Source organism: Olsenella sp. oral taxon 809 str. F0356 (assembly GCF_000233535.1).
Classification (GTDB): Bacteria; Actinomycetota; Coriobacteriia; order Coriobacteriales; family Atopobiaceae; genus Olsenella_I; species Olsenella_I phocaeensis.
Window position 1 is genome coordinate 2,008,656 of record NZ_JH376563.1, and the last position, 13,071, is coordinate 2,021,726.

Consider the following 13,071-nt stretch of genomic DNA (forward strand, 5'->3'; position numbering starts at 1 on the left):
TCAAGCTCTACGAGCGTTTTCTCGACGAGCTCAGCCGGGTGGCAGCCGCCGTATGGCCCCGCCGCCGCCCGCCACGACAACCGTCGCGACACCCCGCCACAACGACACCCCATGCCCCCGACGTATCAGAATGGCCCCGAAGGGAGCCGCATGTCACTGTCCCACCTCATAGACGGCCTGCTCGGACGCGTCGCGCCCATGCGCGTCGTGGCACGCTACCCCCACGGCATGTTTGGTCCCGTCCGCGTCCTGGACACGCATGACGTGGACGGCCTGCCCGTGCGGATCCTCGAGGTCGACGGCAGCTGGCAGAGCGCCACCTACCTGGACGACGGCTGGTGCGAGCTGGCCTTCCCCTACCATCGCCTCTACGACGACGTACTCGTGGCCGCCCATGCCACCGGCAACGTCCTCATGCTGGGCGGAGGTGCCTGCGCCTACCCCAAGTACGCCATCGCCCACCATCCCGAGGCGACGGTCGACGTCGTCGAGGTCGACCCCCTCATGCTCGAGCTCGCATGGCGCCACTTCTTCCTCGACCGCCTCGAGGAGCGCTACCATGCCCAGGCGAAGGGTCGCCTGCGGCTGCACCAGGCCGACGCCCTGGACTTCCTCCGCACGACGGACCAGCGCTACGACGCGATACTCAACGACTGCTTCCAGGCGGAAGAACCCCTCGCAAGCCTCTCCGCGCCCGAGGCCCTCGACCTCGTCCGCGCGCGCCTCCTGCCGCACGGTCTCTACCTCATCAACGTCGTGAGCGCACTCAAAGGGCCGGACTCGGCTCCCCTGGCGGGACTCCTTCCCCTCTTCGGTGAGCGCTTCAAGACGGTACTCGTCCTGCCCTGCGGCGCCGACGAGGCCGACCTGCCCGACAACAACGTCGTGGTGGCAACAGACGCCGCGCCCGAGCTCGACGGAGCCCTCGACGCAAGCGCGCTCGGCCTGTAGCGCAGGCCCCGTCCTCGCGCTCGCCCCTACGCGACAACCCAGCCGCGCGCTCGCCGCCGCACGCCAGCCTCGGCCACGCGCCCCCGCACGATGGCGGTCCGCCCCGGCCGCACCCACCCGGCCCCCTCCCGCGAACGGCGCAAAAACGCCCCTGAACGCATATATTATCCAATCATCCCGCGCCCATCGAAGCGTAGGAGCTTCTCGCGGAAGCGCCCCGCAGACCCCCTTCTGACCTGCATACAATCTGACGCACAGGACGTCTGTGACGGAAGGGAGGGACCCATGGAGCAAGAGGCGTCGCCGTCACTGCGCGTCGAGCGCCAAGAGGTCGGGTTCGACTCCGCGGACGAGGTCTCCCGCATCCACGGCTACGTCTGGAGGGGCGTGGGAGAGGAGCCCCGCGCCGTAGTCCAGCTGATCCACGGCATGGCGGAGCACGTCGGGCGCTACGACGAGTTCGCCGGCCACCTCGTGCGGCGGGGCTACGCCGTCTGCGGGCACGACCAAATCGGCCACGGCCTCAGTGCTCCCGCAACCAAGTGGGGCGTCCTGCCCTCGCGCGGCGGCCGCGACATCCTCGTCGAGGACGTCCATCGCCTGAGGCGGCTCGTCTCGCCCATCTTGGGAGAGGGACTCCCCCACTTCGTCTTCGGCCACTCCATGGGCAGCTTCGTCGCGCGGGCCTACGTCTCCGAGCATGCGGACGGCCTTGCCAGCGCCGTCATCTGCGGCACGGGCTTCGTGCCCCCCGCCACGTCCGCCGCCGGTCACGCCCTGGCACGCCTCATCGCCTGCCTGCGCGGCGACGCCCACAAGAGCGAGCTCCTCCACTCCATGGCCGACGGCGCATACGCCAAGGCAGTGCCCCACGCGCGCACCGAGTTCGACTGGCTCTCGCACAACCAGCGCAACGTCGACGAGTACATCGCAGACAAGTCCTGCGGCTTCCTCTTCTCGGCCGGGGGCTACGCCACCCTCACCGAGCTCACGCGCGAGGCCTGCTCGCCCGAGTGCGCGCGGCGCGTCCCCAACGACCTGCCGCTCCTCTTCATCGCGGGGGCGGAGGACCCGGTGGGCGACTTCGGCCGCGGGGTCATCCGGTCCGCAGACCTCGCCCGCGACGCCGGCTCGACCGACGTCGCGTACCACCTCTATGCCAACATGCGCCACGAGATCTTGAAGGAAGACGCGCGCCAGCTCGTCTTCGACGACGTTACCCGCTGGTTCGACGAACACTTGGGAGAAGAGAGATGAGCAAGGACTACGTCATAGCCCTGGACCAGGGCACCACCTCGTCGCGCGCCGTGCTCGTCGACCGCGAGGGTCGCATGGTCGACTGCGTGCAGCGCAGCTACCAGCAGATATATCCCCAGCCCGGCTGGGTCGAGCACAACCCGCAAGAGATACTCCTCTCGCAGCTGGGATCGCTCACCGAGCTGGTGAGCCGCCACGGGCTGAGCGAGCGCAACGTGGCGGCCATCGGCATAGACAACCAGCGCGAGACCACCATGGTCTGGGACCCCAGCACCGGAGAGCCCATAGCCAATGCCATCGTGTGGCAGTGCCGCCGCACGGCGGACATGGTGCAGGAGCTCTGCGGCACGGACGAGGTCCGCCGGATGGTGCAGGGCAAGACGGGCCTCCTGCCCGACGCCTACTTCTCCGCCAGCAAGCTACGCTGGCTGCTCGACAACGTGCCCGGCGCCCGCGAGCGCGCCGAGGCGGGCGAGCTCCTCTTCGGCACGATAGACAGCTGGCTCGTGTGGGTGCTCACCGGCGGCATGGTGCACGCCACGGACGAGACCAACGCCAGCCGCACCCTGCTCTACGACATCCACGAGGGCCGCTGGGACGAGGGGCTGCTCGCCCTCTTCGACGTCCCCGCCTGCATGCTCCCCGAGGTCAGGCGCTCGGCCAGCCTCTTCGGCGAGACGAGCTACCCCGGCGTGCCCGCGGGCATCCCCATCTGCGGCGTGGCGGGAGACCAGCAGAGCGCCCTCTTCGGCCAGTGCTGCTTCGAGGCGGGAGAGGCGAAGAACACCTACGGCACTGGCTGCTTCCTGCTCATGAACACCGGCGACGTCGCGGCTCGGTCCAAGAACAACCTGGTCACGACCATCGCCGCGGCAGCCCCCGGCACCGAGCGCACGCAGTACGCGCTCGAGGGCAGCGTCTTCGTCGCAGGGGCGCTCATCCAGTGGCTCAGGGACGAGCTGGGGCTCATCCGCAGCGCGGAGGAGACCGAGTACCTGGCCCGCAGCGTCCCGGACAACGGCGGGGTCTACATCGTGCCCGCCTTCACGGGGCTTGGCGCCCCCTACTGGAGACCCGAGGTGCGCGGCCTCATCTGCGGCCTCACCCGCGGGACGACGCCCGCCCACATCGCCCGTGCCGCCCTCGAGGCCCTGGCCTACCAGACGACCGACCTGGTGAGGGCCATGGAGGCGGACGCCGGACGCGTCCTCTGCGCGCTCAACGTGGACGGCGGTGCCTCCAGGAACGACTTCCTGGCGCAGTTCCAGGCGGACGTCCTGGGCATGCGCGTGAGGAGGCCCCAGAACATAGAGACCACCTCGCTGGGGGCCGCCTACCTCGCCGGCCTCACGAGCGGCTTCTGGTCGGGCACGGACGAGCTGCGCGGCCTGCGCGGCGACGATGACTGCTTCGAGCCCCGGATGGGGCGTCCCGAGGCAGAGCGGCTGCTCGCGGGCTGGGCACGGGCCGTGGGCCGGGCCATGTGAGGCACCGGCAGCGGCGTGGACCATCCCCTCTCCACAGTGAACAACGCACGGCTCGGTTCACCACCGGCTGCCTATAGTGAGCGGTGTTCACACACGGCGGCGCGCGGCCCTTGGGGAACCGCGCCCACGGCTCGGGGAGCAGACATGGGCAGCACCATCGCATTCGCGTCCGTCGCCATCACGGCGGCGCTCGTCCTCTACACGGCAGGCGTCTTTGGGGAGCGCAGGCACCACTACCTGGGCAAGGCGCAGCTCGCGCTCTTCTGGGCGGAACTTGCCTGCGACAGCACGGGAACCGCCCTCATGGGCAGCTACGCCCGCACCAACGGCATCTCGGGCCTGGGCGTCCATGCCGTGACGGGCGCCGTCGCCATCGCGCTCATGCTCGCCCATGCCGTCTGGGCCAGCCTCGTCGTCTGGCGCGGGAGCGAGCGGGCCCGCCAGGGCTTCAGCCGCTACTCCGTCGCCATCTGGCTCGCGTGGCTCGTCCCCTACCTTGTGGGGCTGCTCATGGGCATCCCCGCACTGGGCATGACGGGCACGAGGGCCGGCGTCGCCTCCGTCGCCATCGTCGCCGCGATCGCCCTCGTGCTGCGCCTGCGTCAGGAACCCACAACGCACGAGGACGCCGACGGCACGCGACGCCAGGCATAGACACCCCGACAGGACCAGGAGGCAAGGATGCCCAGGAGACGCACGAGCCAGGAGCAGATACTCGACGCGGCCTGCGGCCTGGCGCGGAACCACGGCCTCGACGCGATCAGCATCCGCGGTGTGGCGCGTGACTGCCAGATCTCCGTCGGTTCGGTCTACAACTACTACCCCTCGCGCGACGAGCTGGTCGCGGCCACGGCGGAGGCGCTCTTCAGGGACGCCTTCTTCGCGGACTTCTGCCAGGCCCGAAGCCAGGAGCCCTACCTCGACTACTGCCGCCGGCTCTTTGCGGGCCTGGACGAGCGCCTCTCTCCCCTGGGCTCCAACTGGCTCGCCCAGCTCCACGCCCTGGGCCCCGGGGGGCGCGAGGCGGGACGGGAGCGCATGGACGCCCTCCTCTCGCACATGCTGGAGGGCCTGGCGCACGTCCTGGAGTCGGACCCCTCCGTCAGGCGAGAGGTACTCCGGGGCCAGCTGGAGCCCGAACGCATCTGCAGGCTTACCCTCGACGCGATGTTCGACGCCCTCAGGCGGCGCTCGGACTGCCAGACCCTTTTCGCCCTGATGGAGCGCGCCCTCTATGGCGGCGGCTAGCGCCTCGGACCGCGAGCGGGGGGCGGAATCACGTAGGGGCGGCACGGACGTCCGTCGTGCAGAACTCGCCCGAGTTGACAGATTGGTGCCATCTCGGGCGAGTTCTGCACGACGACGCCAAGCTTCGCCGCCTAGTCCCGCGACCTAGGGAGCTGTTCCTCTCCCCCGGAAGGGGGAGCCACGTCCCCTCCGCCCCTCCCGGGCAGCCTCCCCGCCCGGCGCAGCGCGTCCCGCACGATCCACTCGACCTGCGCGTTAGAGCTGCGCATCTCGTCCGCCGCCCACCTCTGGACGGCGGACCAGAGCTCGGGGTCGATGCGCAGGGGGTACTGCTTCCTCGCCAACGCGACACACCGCCCTACTGGTACAGGCTGCCGGTGTTGAGCACGGGCTGCGCCTCGGACTCGCCGCAGAGCACCACCATGAGGTTGGATGCCATGACGGCCTTGCGGTCGTCGTCGAACTCCACGATCCCGCCGTCCGAGAGCTGCGCGAGCGCCATGTCCACCATGCTCACGGCACCCTCGACGATCTTCTTGCGTGCGGCGATGACGGCGTCGGCCTGCTGGCGGCGGAGCATCGCCTGGGCGATCTCGGGCGCGTAGGCCAGGTGCGTCAGGCGCGCGTCGTCCACGGCGACGCCCGCGACGGCCAGCTTGCGCTCGAGCTCCGCCTTGAGGCTCTCCGAGACCTCCTCGATGTTGGAGCGCAGGGTGATGGAGCTCGCGCTCTCGTCCTCGTCCTCCATGTGGTCATAGGCATAGATGCTGGCAACGTGGCGCAGCGCGGTCTCGGTCTGCATGCAGACGAAGCTCTCGTAGTCATCCACGTCGAAGACAGCCTTCGCCGTGTCGGCCACGCGCCACACCACCACGGTCGCAATCTCTATGGGGTTGCCCATCTTGTCGTTGACCTTGAGGCGGTCACCGTTGAGCGTGCGCGCGCGAGTGGAGATCTTGGCACCGTGCACGTGGGACGGAGAGCCCGCGCTGGCGCTCGAGATGCCCGTGATGGAGGCTGCGATGTCCACCGAGGGCGAGGCGTTGGAGCTGCCCAGGTTGCGGGAGTAGAAGGGGTTGGCCCAACGCAGCCCCTCGTCACGCACCGTGCCCACGTACTTGCCAAAGAGGACGCAGATGCGTGCCTGTCCCGGCTGCAGGGTGAAGAAGCCGCAGCTCAGGATTATTGCCACCGCCAGCATGACGAAGCCCAGCGGAATGGCCACCCAGGCGGCCACAGGGGCGACGAGCCCCAGGTCGTCGTAGAGGCTGACGTTCATGATGCCTCGCACGACCATGTAGACGCTCGCCAGGTACAGGACGACGACCACCAGGAGCATCGCCCAACCGGACGCCGCGTGGGCCTTCTTCTCTACGCTCATGTCTCGTTCCCTTCTGCGCGAGGGGCCGACCTCCCCCATGGAGGCGCTGCCCTCGTGTCCCTCCCCGCACGGAGAGGCTGAGGTCATAGTGATATCACTTTGAGGTCTTGTCAACGTACAATAGGAGAGAAGGAGAGAAACGCTCCAAAATCGTGCGCAGGTCACTCCCGGTCTGCGCGCCGTGCCGACAAAAGGCCAGGTCAGTGCGATTTCGTGCGCAGGCCATTCCTCGTCTGCGCGCCAAGAACCCCACGACGCACTCCAAAACGCCCATTGACTCGCGCAACCGAACCCCGCGCGCCTGCCCCCGCGCCCCACGCACCTACCCCCCACGCCTCGCGCGCCCGCGATCCCCCCTGTGACATCATGGAACCAGCCACGGACCAGGGAGGCCAGGATGGACGAAGCACTGCTGCAAAGGCTCCGGGCCTACGCGCGGGACCACCACGACCAGGAGCTCGAGCTGCTCCGCACGCTCGCCGGCATCCCCGCCCCGACCCGCCACGAGGAGCGCCGGGCGGCCTTCGTGGCGGAGTGGCTCAGACGGCAGGGCGCAAACGAGGTCTGGGTGGACGGGCAGAAGAACGTCCTCTGCCTCCTCAGACGTCCCTCGGGCGAGAGCGACCACGCCGCGCCGTCCAGGCCCCAGGCCAACCCCGGAACGCCGTCCCCCTGCCGTGACCTCGTCCTCTTCTGTGCCCACACCGACGTCGTCTTCGACGACGTCGAGCCCTTCGAGGTGCGCGAGGAGGGAGGGCGGCTGCTCGCGCCGGGCATAGGCGACGACACGGCGAACCTCGTGGCGCTGCTCATGGCGACGAGCTGCCTGTTGGAACACCCACAAGAGCTCGCTGCGGCCACCGCACGGGCAGACCTCCTCGTCGTGGCCAACAGCTGCGAGGAGGGCTTGGGCAACCTCGACGGGACCAAGGCCGTCTTCCGCTGGCTGGAGGCCTGCGGCACTACCGTGCGAGCGTTCGTCTCGCTCGACCTGTACCTGCCCCAATGCATAGGCGTGGCCGTGGGCTCCGAGCGCTGGAGGATCGAGGTCAGGACCCAAGGCGGGCACTCCTACCACGACTTCGGCCGCCCCAACGCCATCACGCACCTCTGCCGCGTCGTCGGCGAGCTCTATGCCAGCACGCTGCCGCAGGACCCGACCACGGGCACCCGGACCACCATCAACGTGGGACGCATCGAGGGCGGGAGCACGGTCAACGCCATCGCGTCCCAGGCGAGCTGCCTCTTCGAATACCGCAGCGAGTCCGCGGCAAACCTCGCGGCGATGCGCACCCGGCTGCAAGAGGTCGTCGCCAACGCGGGCGAGAGGGGCGTCCGCACCTCGCTCGAGCGCATAGGCATGAGGCCCGGGAACGCAGGCATCCGCCCCGAGGCGCAGGAGCGCGTCACAAGACTCGCCTGCGAGGCGATCCGCTCCGTCACGGGGAAGGAGCCCGACCTCTCCCCCGCCTCCACGGACGCCAACATCCCCCTCAGCCTAGGGATCCCCGCCCTCACGGTGGGGACGGTGCATGGCGGCCTCCTCCACACCAGGGACGAGTGGGTGGACCCCGGGAGCCTGGAGGACGGGCTCGTCCTGGCCCTCGCGCTGATGCTCGAGTTGCCCGGCGCGGCAATGTCCCAAGACGACCTTATTCACAAGCTGAATTGCCCCCAAGCCCCCCATAACCACCTTCCACGGCAGCGAAAAGTGACAAGTCACAGGTCACTGGCGTAAGATAGTCCAACGCTTTTTGGGACAACCTGTCCCACGGCACTGCAGGAAGGCGAGAGGAACCAGCGTGACCGACGACAGCGACCGCATGCCAAGGGTCGAGGACGAGCCCAGCCCGACGGGCGAGGGCAACGTCCCGCGCCATATGGCGACGAGCTGCCCCTGGTCCAACGGGCAAGAAGAGGTCGTGCTCCCCGAGCACTCGGCAGCCGAGCACGCGCGCGTCGAGCACGTCGATGCGGCGCTGGAGCCCGCGAGTGCGGCGTCGCCCGATGGCGTCGGCACACCCTCCGAGGACGAGGGCCTGGAGCCTGGCGCCACCTCCGCCGTGGCGCCAGGGGACGCGGCGCCCTCCCAGGCGCTGGACGAGCAGCTCCCCACCATCGAGGCCGCGCCCACCCCCAAAGAGGACGGCGACGACGCCGTCGACGACGGCAACGCCCTGGGGCCAGACGCGACCGGAGCAGTGAAGGCCGCGGACGTGAGAGCCCCCAAGATCGAGCAGGGCTGGTCCGTCGACAAGGGCACGGGGACGCTGCCGGGAGGCCGAGGGTTCCCCCACCTGCTCGTCGCCGGCATCATCGCGGTCCTGGTCGCCATCCTGGGGTCCAGCCTCATCCTCACCAGCTGCTTCGGGCTCTTTTCCGACCCCGAGGTACCCAACATCGTGGGCCTTGATGCCGCGTCTGCCCAGGCGGAGCTCGAGTCGCAGGGCTACGACGTCGAGGTGAGCGAGCAGGTCACCCAGAGCTCGGAGGACGCGGGCCGCGTGCTGGCAACGGAACCCACGGCCGGCAGCGCGCTTCCCAGCGGCGGGGACGTGACGCTCAAGGTGGGCAAGTCCCCCGAGGTGACACAGGCCGTTCCCGACCTGGTCGGGCTCTCGCTGGACGACGCCGTCACGGCGCTCGCGCAGACCAAGTTCTTCGTGAAGGACGACGTCACCTTCGCCTACTCGGACACCGTCGCCGCGGGAAAGGTGATCAGCCAGGGGCCCGAGGCAGGGGCCATGGAGGTCATGGGCACCAAGGTGGACCTCGTCGTGTCGGACGGCCCCAACCCCGACGCGGGCGACACCAGCGACTTCGCAGACGACAACGAGCAGAGCAGCGTCTCGATCCCGGACCTCAGGGGCATGACCGTGGCAAAGGCCACCGTGCTCCTTCGCGGTATGGGCCTCGAGGTGGCCAGGGGCGAGGCGATCCTCACCGACGACTTCGTCAACGGCACCGTCGCCGCCGTCGAGCCCTCCACGGACAGCGTCGTAGCCGTGGGCAGCACGGTCACCATCCACGAGGCACAGCCCAAGGCAGGCACGGCCAACTAGGCCGCGGGGCTAGGCGCCTGTCGGGACCACAGCCTCCTCCCACAGGACAAGCCGTTCCTCCTCGCCAACGGGCTCCCACCCCCTCCCGCAAGCTCCGGGGCAGCAAGCAGCTCCAGCTTCTGGGAGCGGCTCGCATGGTGCAGGCGCCACTCCAACCTGCAGGCCGGCGAGCGGCCCTCGCAGGCCCAGAGCCCCCGCAGTCCGACGGGCCGATGCCGCTGCGTGTAGCGGGCCCCGGGAGGCCTCTGGGAAAGGTGCTCGCGCAGGCGCCGCACCACGTCCGTGGTGATGCCGGAGTAGAGCGAGCCATCCTCGCATTCCAGCACGTAGACGTAGTAGGTCCTTGGCTTTGGGGCCGATTCGCCCGAGACGGGTCCTCGCTTTTGCCCGGCGGACGGCTCAGCCTCAGGCAAGGTGCGGGCCCTCGTCGTCCCAGATAAGGGGAAGTCCCATTCCCGCAAGGGCCTCGACCACGTCGCGCAGCCCCTCGGGAGCGCCGTCGTGGCCAAAGCCGCTCGCCCCCATGCCCGCGCCGGCGCACTCCAGGGACCAGTGCCATCCGCCCGGGCGTGCCGGCGCGCCCCCGCCGTGCTCCCAGGGCTCCAGGTCCAGCCCTCTGAGCGCTGACGCCAGGGCGCTGGCCTGCCCCCCCTCCAGGTGGGACACCCGCCTCGCGCGATGGTTGCCCTCGGCCCACCAGAGCTCGAGCGCGTCGTCCTCGGTTCGGCCGACGAAGGCCTCGAAGCCGCCTCCCGCAGCCTCACTGCAGCTCACGCGCAGGTGAAGGAGGGCGAGCCGTCCCACAAGCTCGCCCATGGACTCCGGATACGCCCGCTCGAGCGGCTCGACCATGGCCTGCGGGACGGACAGGAAGTCCTCCTCGGCCTGGGGGTCGATCAAGGCGACCTCGCACACGCCCTCCTCGACGGAGTAGACCGTGCCGTAGCCGCCCGTCGCGGCGACCCTCACCAAGGCGTCCCTCTCCATGCTCCCTCCCTCGCGCTGGCCCTAGACGGACGCGAGCGCCTGGTCCAGGTCGTCCACCAGGTCCTCCCCCGCCTCCAGACCACAGGAGAGCCTGACCATGCTGGGGGATATGCCCGCCGCCACGAGCTCCTCGTCGCTCATCTGGCGATGGGTGGAGCTGGCGGGGTGCAGGCAGCAGCTGCGCGCGTCCGCCACGTGCGTCTCGATGGCAAAGAGGCGCAGCGCCGCCATGAACCTCTCCGCCTCTGCGCGGCCCCCCGCCACCTCGAAGCTCACCACGCCGCAGCTGCCGTTGGGCAGGTACTTCTGAGCGAGGGAGTGGAACTCGTCATCGTGGAGCCCGGGGTAGCGCACCGAGGCGACCTTGGGGTTGGACTGCAGGAACTCCGCCACCGCCTGGCCGTTGGCGCAGTGCTGCGGCATGCGGACGTGCAGGCTCTCGAGCCCCAGGTTGAGGTAGAAGGCGTTCTGGGGCGACTGTATGGAGCCGAAGTCGCGCATGAGCTGGGAGGTCGCCTTGGTGATGAAGGCGCCTGCCCGGCCAAAGCGCTCGGCATAGACGATGCCATGGTAGGACTCGTCGGGCGTGGTGAGGCCGGGGAAGCGCTCGGCGTTGGCCATCCAGTCGAAGTTGCCAGAGTCCACGATGGCACCGCCCACGCCACAACCGTGGCCGTCCATGTACTTGGTGGTGGAGTGGGTCACGATGTCGGCGCCCCACTCGATGGGCCGGCAGTTGACAGGCGTGGGGAAGGTGTTGTCGACGATCAGTGGCACGCCGTGGGCGTGCGCGGCGGCGGCGAAGCGCTCGATGTCCAGGACCGCGAGGGCGGGGTTTGCGATGGTCTCGCCGAAGACGGCCTTGGTGTTGGGGCGGAAGGCCGCCTCGAGCTCCTCGTCCGAGCAGGTGGGAGAGACGAAGGTGGTCTCGAGCCCCATCTTTGCCATGGTGTGGGCGAGAAGGTTGTAGCTCCCGCCATAGATGGTGGAGCAGGCGACGACGTGGTCGCCTGACTGTGCGATGTTGAACACGGAAAAGAAGTTGGCCGCCTGGCCCGAACTGGTGAGCATGGCCGCGCTGCCGCCCTCGAGGGCGCAAATCTTCGCGGCGACGGCGTCGTTCGTGGGGTTCTGCAGGCGGGTGTAGAAGTAGCCCTCCGCCTCGAGGTCGAAGAGCTGCCCCATGCGCTCGGAAGTGTCGTACTTGAAGGTCGTGGACTGCACGATGGGAATCTGGCGCGGCTCCCCGTTCCCGGGCGCATAGCCAGCCTGGACGCAACGCGTGGCAATCTGGGTCATGTGAGCTCCTTTGGGTCAAAGGGCAACCAGACGAGGCACCGGTCGCGAGGAGGGCCCTCCCCCGCCGCGGCCACGTCCGAAACCTTACACCAAGGAGAGGGCCGGCTACCCGACGTTCAAGCGGTGGAAACGAGAGTTGAAAGCCGTAGACAACAGTCTCCAGGCCATGACAAACAACAAAGCCAGAGCCAACGCAATTGTCACGTGAATTATTCTGCCGCCGCGAATGCCACTATAGAGAGTCTTGAAAACATCAATCGCCGCAATGCGACAGGCGGTTTGATGAAAAAGATAGAAGGACATCTCAATTGCGTAAAAGCTCTGGAGAGGCGCCAGGGACAAAAAGCGAGAGATAGGCCCTTCTCCCCTAGCAAAGACCACCACCAGTGGGCATGCAAGGAAAACAAAAGCAGAGCGCGGAAGCAGCGCATTACCGTACCAGACAGCGGTTACATAGACGGCAACTATCGACAACTCGAGAGTCGCCTTCTTCCAAGGACTGATACCTCTCGTGGACAAAAAATCCGTAAAGACGATGCCAACGCAATAGGCAAGCGAAAATTCCAAGAGACGGACGAGAGGATTGCTGTGGACGCTGTAGGAATAGATATCTGGAAATGTCACGGCAAGTAATTCGGCAACCGTCCGCACCAAGAAGATCGTCGCCATGAGCAAAGACATCTTTAAGACCTTTGAGCCGAGAGCGGTCGCACCCATCACTCTTTTCACGACGTATGCAACGAATGGGGTCGCTGCATAGCAAAGCAACAGCGCAGATAGGAACCAGCTTGCACCATTGTATTCCGGAAGCAATGCAATCTTGGGAAACCAAGATTGCATCAACAAGAGGTAAGGCAGCATTGTTCCCACGAACCTCAACTCGAGGGTGATTTTTCCAGTCAGGAAAGACAGGGCGACAGCCGACAGGAGGGATGCGAGATACATCGGATAAATGACGCGCAACTTCTTACGCACGGAGAGAAAGCACTCCTCCAATGTGAACTCCCAAGAGAAGCCATGTCGGTACGCCTCAAGGAAGCCAGAGGAAACGAAAAATATCTCGCAGCACCTAGCACCCAAATCGGGCGCTTTCAACACTCCACAATGCCAAACCAAAATGAGAAGAAGCGCCATGGACTTCATTCCCGAGACTGCCCTTAGCCATGGCCTGGACTCACCCAAGTAAAATCTCCTCGTTAGTCACGTATCTTCAGACGAAGCATACCGCTAAACACACCTCAGTCTGCACTACCCAAGTAGGCCCTCGATGTGACGATGCGAAAATCAACTCTCATGACATGTACGCCCTTTTGAGCGCATCTCGGAAAAGACCACAGACTCCTTTCTGGATAGTTTTAGGAGGCATGGTCATTCCGTTCGTTTTATCAACACGCGAGAA

General features: G+C 67.4%; 13 protein-coding genes. 7 read left to right on the forward strand and 6 right to left on the reverse strand.

Annotated elements, in window-relative coordinates; translation table 11 throughout:
- Positions 1 to 150 precede the first annotated feature (150 nt).
- The 5 genes from HMPREF1008_RS09020 (at position 151) to HMPREF1008_RS09040 (ending at position 4,943) form a co-directional block, all read left to right on the forward strand.
- Positions 151 to 951: a spermidine synthase gene (locus tag HMPREF1008_RS09020; RefSeq protein WP_009279556.1), complete on the forward strand. Its 801-nt coding sequence runs from the start codon at positions 151 to 153 to the stop codon at positions 949 to 951.
- A gap of 285 nt (positions 952 to 1,236) precedes the next feature.
- Positions 1,237 to 2,208 carry an alpha/beta fold hydrolase gene (locus HMPREF1008_RS09025; RefSeq protein WP_009279557.1) on the forward strand — a complete coding sequence of 324 codons (972 nt, stop codon included), beginning with the start codon at positions 1,237 to 1,239 and terminating at the stop codon, positions 2,206 to 2,208.
- Positions 2,205 to 3,695, forward strand: a complete 1,491-nt coding sequence (glpK, locus tag HMPREF1008_RS09030; RefSeq protein ID WP_009279558.1) for a glycerol kinase GlpK — start codon at positions 2,205 to 2,207, stop codon at positions 3,693 to 3,695. The genes HMPREF1008_RS09025 and glpK overlap by 4 nt, the downstream gene beginning before the upstream one ends.
- A gap of 144 nt (positions 3,696 to 3,839) precedes the next feature.
- Entirely contained in the window at positions 3,840 to 4,349 is a 510-nt protein-coding gene (locus tag HMPREF1008_RS09035; RefSeq protein ID WP_009279559.1) for an HsmA family protein, read from the forward strand.
- A gap of 27 nt (positions 4,350 to 4,376) precedes the next feature.
- Positions 4,377 to 4,943: a TetR/AcrR family transcriptional regulator gene (locus tag HMPREF1008_RS09040; protein WP_009279560.1), complete on the forward strand. Its 567-nt coding sequence runs from the start codon at positions 4,377 to 4,379 to the stop codon at positions 4,941 to 4,943.
- A 131-nt stretch (positions 4,944 to 5,074) separates the two neighbouring features.
- On the opposite strand, the gene HMPREF1008_RS09045 is transcribed toward HMPREF1008_RS09040, so the two are convergent.
- Together HMPREF1008_RS09045 and HMPREF1008_RS09050 are read right to left on the reverse strand one after the other, a co-directional pair.
- A complete protein-coding gene (locus HMPREF1008_RS09045; RefSeq protein ID WP_009279561.1) occupies positions 5,075 to 5,287 on the reverse strand; it encodes a hypothetical protein in 213 nt (70 codons plus the stop codon).
- 14 nt (positions 5,288 to 5,301) lie between these two features.
- Entirely contained in the window at positions 5,302 to 6,324 is a 1,023-nt protein-coding gene (locus tag HMPREF1008_RS09050; RefSeq protein WP_009279562.1) for an SPFH domain-containing protein, read from the reverse strand.
- Positions 6,325 to 6,721: 397 nt separating this feature from the next.
- Between HMPREF1008_RS09050 and HMPREF1008_RS09055 the strand changes: the two genes are divergently transcribed.
- Together HMPREF1008_RS09055 and HMPREF1008_RS10020 are read left to right on the forward strand one after the other, a co-directional pair.
- Positions 6,722 to 8,062 (forward strand): M20/M25/M40 family metallo-hydrolase, encoded by a 1,341-nt coding sequence (locus tag HMPREF1008_RS09055; protein WP_009279563.1) that lies wholly within the window; start codon positions 6,722 to 6,724, stop codon positions 8,060 to 8,062.
- Positions 8,063 to 8,126: 64 nt separating this feature from the next.
- Positions 8,127 to 9,386, forward strand: coding sequence for a PASTA domain-containing protein (locus HMPREF1008_RS10020; protein ID WP_009279564.1), 1,260 nt, complete (start codon positions 8,127 to 8,129; stop codon positions 9,384 to 9,386).
- On the opposite strand, the gene HMPREF1008_RS10315 is transcribed toward HMPREF1008_RS10020, so the two are convergent.
- The 4 genes from HMPREF1008_RS10315 to HMPREF1008_RS09080 all read right to left on the reverse strand — a co-directional run bounded on the left by HMPREF1008_RS10315 (position 9,383) and on the right by HMPREF1008_RS09080 (position 12,815).
- Positions 9,383 to 9,799: a GIY-YIG nuclease family protein gene (locus HMPREF1008_RS10315; RefSeq protein WP_083823519.1), complete on the reverse strand. Its 417-nt coding sequence runs from the start codon at positions 9,797 to 9,799 to the stop codon at positions 9,383 to 9,385. The two genes, HMPREF1008_RS10020 and HMPREF1008_RS10315, sit on opposite strands and share 4 nt — an antisense overlap.
- A complete protein-coding gene (locus tag HMPREF1008_RS09070) occupies positions 9,792 to 10,373 on the reverse strand; it encodes a hypothetical protein (RefSeq protein ID WP_009279565.1) in 582 nt (193 codons plus the stop codon). Before HMPREF1008_RS09070 ends, HMPREF1008_RS10315 begins: the two co-directional genes overlap by 8 nt.
- Positions 10,374 to 10,394: 21 nt before the next feature.
- Positions 10,395 to 11,672 carry an O-acetylhomoserine aminocarboxypropyltransferase/cysteine synthase family protein gene (locus tag HMPREF1008_RS09075; RefSeq protein ID WP_009279566.1) on the reverse strand — a complete coding sequence of 426 codons (1,278 nt, stop codon included), beginning with the start codon at positions 11,670 to 11,672 and terminating at the stop codon, positions 10,395 to 10,397.
- A 105-nt stretch (positions 11,673 to 11,777) separates the two neighbouring features.
- On the reverse strand, positions 11,778 to 12,815 hold the full coding sequence (locus HMPREF1008_RS09080; RefSeq protein WP_040656787.1) for an acyltransferase family protein: 1,038 nt from the start codon (positions 12,813 to 12,815) through the stop codon (positions 11,778 to 11,780).
- Positions 12,816 to 13,071 lie beyond the last annotated feature (256 nt).